The following is a 3736-nucleotide window of genomic DNA, read 5'->3' as shown; positions in this document are numbered from 1 at the left end:
TTGATTTTTTTGATGCAGTGTAATAATTTCGCTTTTTGGTCATTCTATTCCCCTCTTATATTAGAAGAATAGCTCTTAAAAATACCTTTTTTTCGTCTAAAAATCCGCGCCTATATCAATTTTCGCAAGTTTAGTGAATGCGCTCATTCTTTTAGCAGCAACTATCTTCAAAACAGTGGGCAATGAAGTATTATGGGCTATCTATTTTTCTAATGTAGATTTTCATTTTATTGCCAATACTATCTTCTTTTTTATCGGTATTGGGATTACCCAACAAAATAGGGCATTAATTTATAATTTGCGCTTTTTATTATTAAAAATGATGTATTATTTATTTCCTATTCTTGCTGTGATAAGCGTACTTTATGTTGTACTTTACGCTATTAATTTAGCAAACAGCCCGCAACCTAATACTGAATTGTTGTTTATCTTAATCCCTTTAAATGGCTTAGGAATTCTCTTTTTTAACGCTTATTTTCAAGATGGCAAATCTCCATCCAACTACCCCAAGGCCTTAGAGTGGTTTTTGGGAGTTTATCGAGTTTGCTTATTCTTCCTGGTGCTTTTAATGATCGCTAAAATTTTTGAAGAAACGGCTGTTGAAATAAACCTTTTTGTCGGATTATTAGCCCTCTTATTTTTAAGCCTAACCTATGCGGCTACAGCATTTTTTCCTAAAGAAAAACAAATTAAGTGGGTATGTAGAGGCAATATTGCTACCGCTTTATTTTTTCTAATAACACTTATTTTACTCAATTTACCTTTTCTTAGCATTGAATTAAATGTGGCTTTAATTGCACCGGTCAAAGCAACCGTCTTCCCAGCTTTTTAACTGGACTTTTTAACCAGCAAAAGCGTGAAGGCAAAAATATTCATTTTTTTACGGTAGCGATTATCTCTCGCCTCATTTATAGTAATTATCATGGACTATTAAATTTAAGGATGAATAATGCGTACCAAATTAGCACTGTTACTCTTTGTAATTTGTTTCTATTCTCATGCCGATAACCAAGCTTCACTGGGAGATTGGACTCAAAATTTATTAACAGCCACCCTTTCAGCGAGCTATAAAGATACTCCTGCCCAAATTGCAGAACTTAGAAAAAATTACCTACCCCAAGCATGGGGCCCCATGATCCAGTTTTTACGTGATAAGCGTATCCAAATTAATGAACAAAAACTCATCTTGCACCCCTTAGCTGTTAACTCACCTGAAATTATGGAGAGCAATCAATGCGGAATAGCACCTTGTTGGCAGGTTACGCAATCCTTTGATATACCGGAACTAAAAGTTAGGCTTGCTTTTGTCCTGCAAGTAATTCCAGGCGAAGTGGCTAAAAATGCCGGAAGTTTCGTGGTACAAAGCGTATCTATGTCCATGAACCCTATGCCATAATAATAAGGATGCACGATGGGAAAGTTAGTTGAGGGTAAATGGGTCGATCAATGGTATGAAACCAAATCGCATGGCGGCGCCTTCCAACGGGAAAATTCAGTTTTTAACGATTGGATAGGCAAGAATTCTGCTTTTACAACGGAAAGCGGTCGTTATCATCTTTATGTATCACTCGCCTGCCCCTGGGCGCATCGCACCCTTATTTTTAGGAAATTGAAAAACTTAGAACAGCACATTAGCTACTCAATAGTAAGTCATGACATGCTGGAAAAGGGTTGGACTTTTGATAAAGCTGGCGGCAGTAGTGGGGATGCCCTTTATGGCTTAGCCTATTTATATGAACTCTACACCAAAGCAGTCCCCCACTACACTGGCCGAGTGACCGTACCGGTCTTATGGGATAAAAAAACGCAACAAATCGTGAATAATGAATCTTCTCAAATTATCCGCATTTTTAATGAGGCCTTTAACTCTATCACGGGAAATACCGCTAATTATTACCCTCATGAGCAACACCATGAAATTGACCGTCTTAATGATTTTATTTACGAGAATATCAACAATGGCGTATACCGTTGTGGCTTTGCGACTACGCAAGCAGCCTATGAAGAGGCTTATAAGAACCTTTTTTCTGCCCTGGATAAAATAGAAACTATTTTAGGCAGCAAACGCTACTTAGCTGGGGATAACCTCACTGAAGCAGATTGGCGTTTATTTACCACTTTAATTCGTTTTGATGAAGTTTATTATGGTCACTTTAAATGCAATAAACAACGGATTGAAGACTATCCTAACCTTTCTGCTTATCGACGGGAACTTTATCAATGGCCAGGGATCAAAGAGACCACTGATTTTTACCATATTAAAAGGCATTATTATTTCAGTCATACGACAATTAATCCCACCCAAATTGTACCTCTAGGACCCAAAATTGACTATGAACGCCCCTGGAAAGAGAGGCTCTAATCTGTCGCCGCTCTTTATTTCTCCCTCTATCTTTTATGCAAAGGCTAAAAAATGCGGATTCAGATAGAGAGAGTAAAGCGAGCTCAGGGCATGTTTAATGATTAGGTCTCGAGCTCATCATCTCTGTAACTAAAGCATTAAACAGCTCTTCACTATGCAAGGTTTCTCTAACAGTGCCCAACGGATACTCCTTCTCCTGCGGATAAATAATAAATTCCTCTTTGTTCATATCGTATTCTGCCGTAATACCCTCACCCTCATAGGAATTGCTGACGACCTCAGCTTGAGGAGAACATTTACCTTTCAGCCATTTTTTAAAACTTTCATGATAGAAGTCATTTAAGTCCATCGCTTCCTCCTTTAATCCATAGTGGTATCAATAACTATAGATTATTTTTTTAGCGAGTATTAAAACTAGACAAAAAAAGATTAATGTCCCCCCAGGCTTATCCTACATGCGCGGTGCTACTGTTGTTGCTTGATTGGCAAGCCAATCTTCGAGGAAGGTTTTAGCCTTAAGAGGTGACTCTAGGTTAAAAGAATTACTCACAGCAAGCCCTCGGCCTAAACTTGCATTATGAATAGAGTAAGAACTTTTCTCTAAGTGTTTCTCAGCCAAAGTACACGCGGATATTGCTGCTGCAATGGATTTTTGGGCTAAGGGGGTCTGATCTTGAGAATAAGCCCAAGTTGCATAGTGAAAGTAAGCTTCTGCCAACATCATATAAGCATAACTGCCGTGCAACTCAAGTTGTTGTTTACAATTAGCGATCGCTTCTTTAAATAAAGTAGCTTTATCCTCGTCATCCTCTAATTGATCATGAGCAATTTTATGAAAAATAATTTCATTATAGCGTTGTGTTGCATGAATAGATTTTAAAGGGATGGCCTCTTTTAATAGTTTAATTTCCGTAGCCGAATAATCCTGTTTTAATTCTTTTCGTAATAGGTCGGAAACATAAAATAGATAAGCGCCTTTTGCTAAAGAGAAGCTATCTAAATTCGGATTATCATGGACATAAAAAGAAATGGGGGTTTTGGCATCGGCAGTTAAATGAAGGCCAATTTGAGAGTACACGATGTCCCATAATTTTTTATATTTATCTTGTTCACATAGGCCTTTGAAATAATTACTTTCTTTTGAAACTTTAATTATAAAGCCCAAATCGCTAACTCCTATGCGAGCAAAAAATTGATCCTCATCAAAATTGTTACGTAACCCTCTAATAAAAAGAATATCAACCGGATTTAATTTAGTTACTCATGTTACGCACATAAACTTGTAGTTTGACTAAAAAGCATTAGAATTCCGCCCTTAATTTTAGGGAGGGAATTAAATGGATATGCTTGATCTTTATAGTGATTATTTGATTT

Annotated in this window: 5 protein-coding genes; 3 read left to right on the top strand and 2 right to left on the bottom strand. The window is 37.2% G+C overall.

Annotation, left to right across the window (positions count from 1 at the left end; translation table 11 throughout):
- The first annotated feature begins 133 nt into the window (after positions 1–133).
- The 3 genes from ELY15_RS14465 (at position 134) to ELY15_RS14455 (ending at position 2362) form a co-directional block, all read left to right on the top strand.
- Entirely contained in the window at positions 134–832 is a 699-nt protein-coding gene (locus ELY15_RS14465) for a hypothetical protein (protein WP_127101262.1), read from the top strand.
- A gap of 117 nt (positions 833–949) precedes the next feature.
- Positions 950–1396, top strand: coding sequence for a hypothetical protein (locus ELY15_RS14460; RefSeq protein WP_127101261.1), 447 nt, complete (start codon positions 950–952; stop codon positions 1394–1396).
- Positions 1397–1411: 15 nt separating this feature from the next.
- Entirely contained in the window at positions 1412–2362 is a 951-nt protein-coding gene (locus ELY15_RS14455) for a glutathione S-transferase family protein (protein WP_127101259.1), read from the top strand.
- A 94-nt stretch (positions 2363–2456) separates the two neighbouring features.
- Here the strand turns inward: ELY15_RS14455 and ELY15_RS14450 are convergent, their stop codons facing one another.
- Positions 2457–2711 carry a hypothetical protein gene (locus ELY15_RS14450; protein WP_127101257.1) on the bottom strand — a complete coding sequence of 85 codons (255 nt, stop codon included), beginning with the start codon at positions 2709–2711 and terminating at the stop codon, positions 2457–2459.
- Between the two features lie 102 nt (positions 2712–2813).
- On the bottom strand, positions 2814–3542 hold the full coding sequence (locus ELY15_RS14445; protein WP_255411121.1) for a DUF5630 domain-containing protein: 729 nt from the start codon (positions 3540–3542) through the stop codon (positions 2814–2816).
- Between the last annotated feature and the right edge of the window lie 194 nt (positions 3543–3736).

The organism is Legionella sp. km772 (genome assembly GCF_003989735.1).
Taxonomy (GTDB): Bacteria; Pseudomonadota; Gammaproteobacteria; order Legionellales; family Legionellaceae; genus Legionella.
The sequence above is the reverse complement of the archived record's forward strand: the minus strand, read 5'-3'. Positions and strand labels throughout refer to the sequence as shown.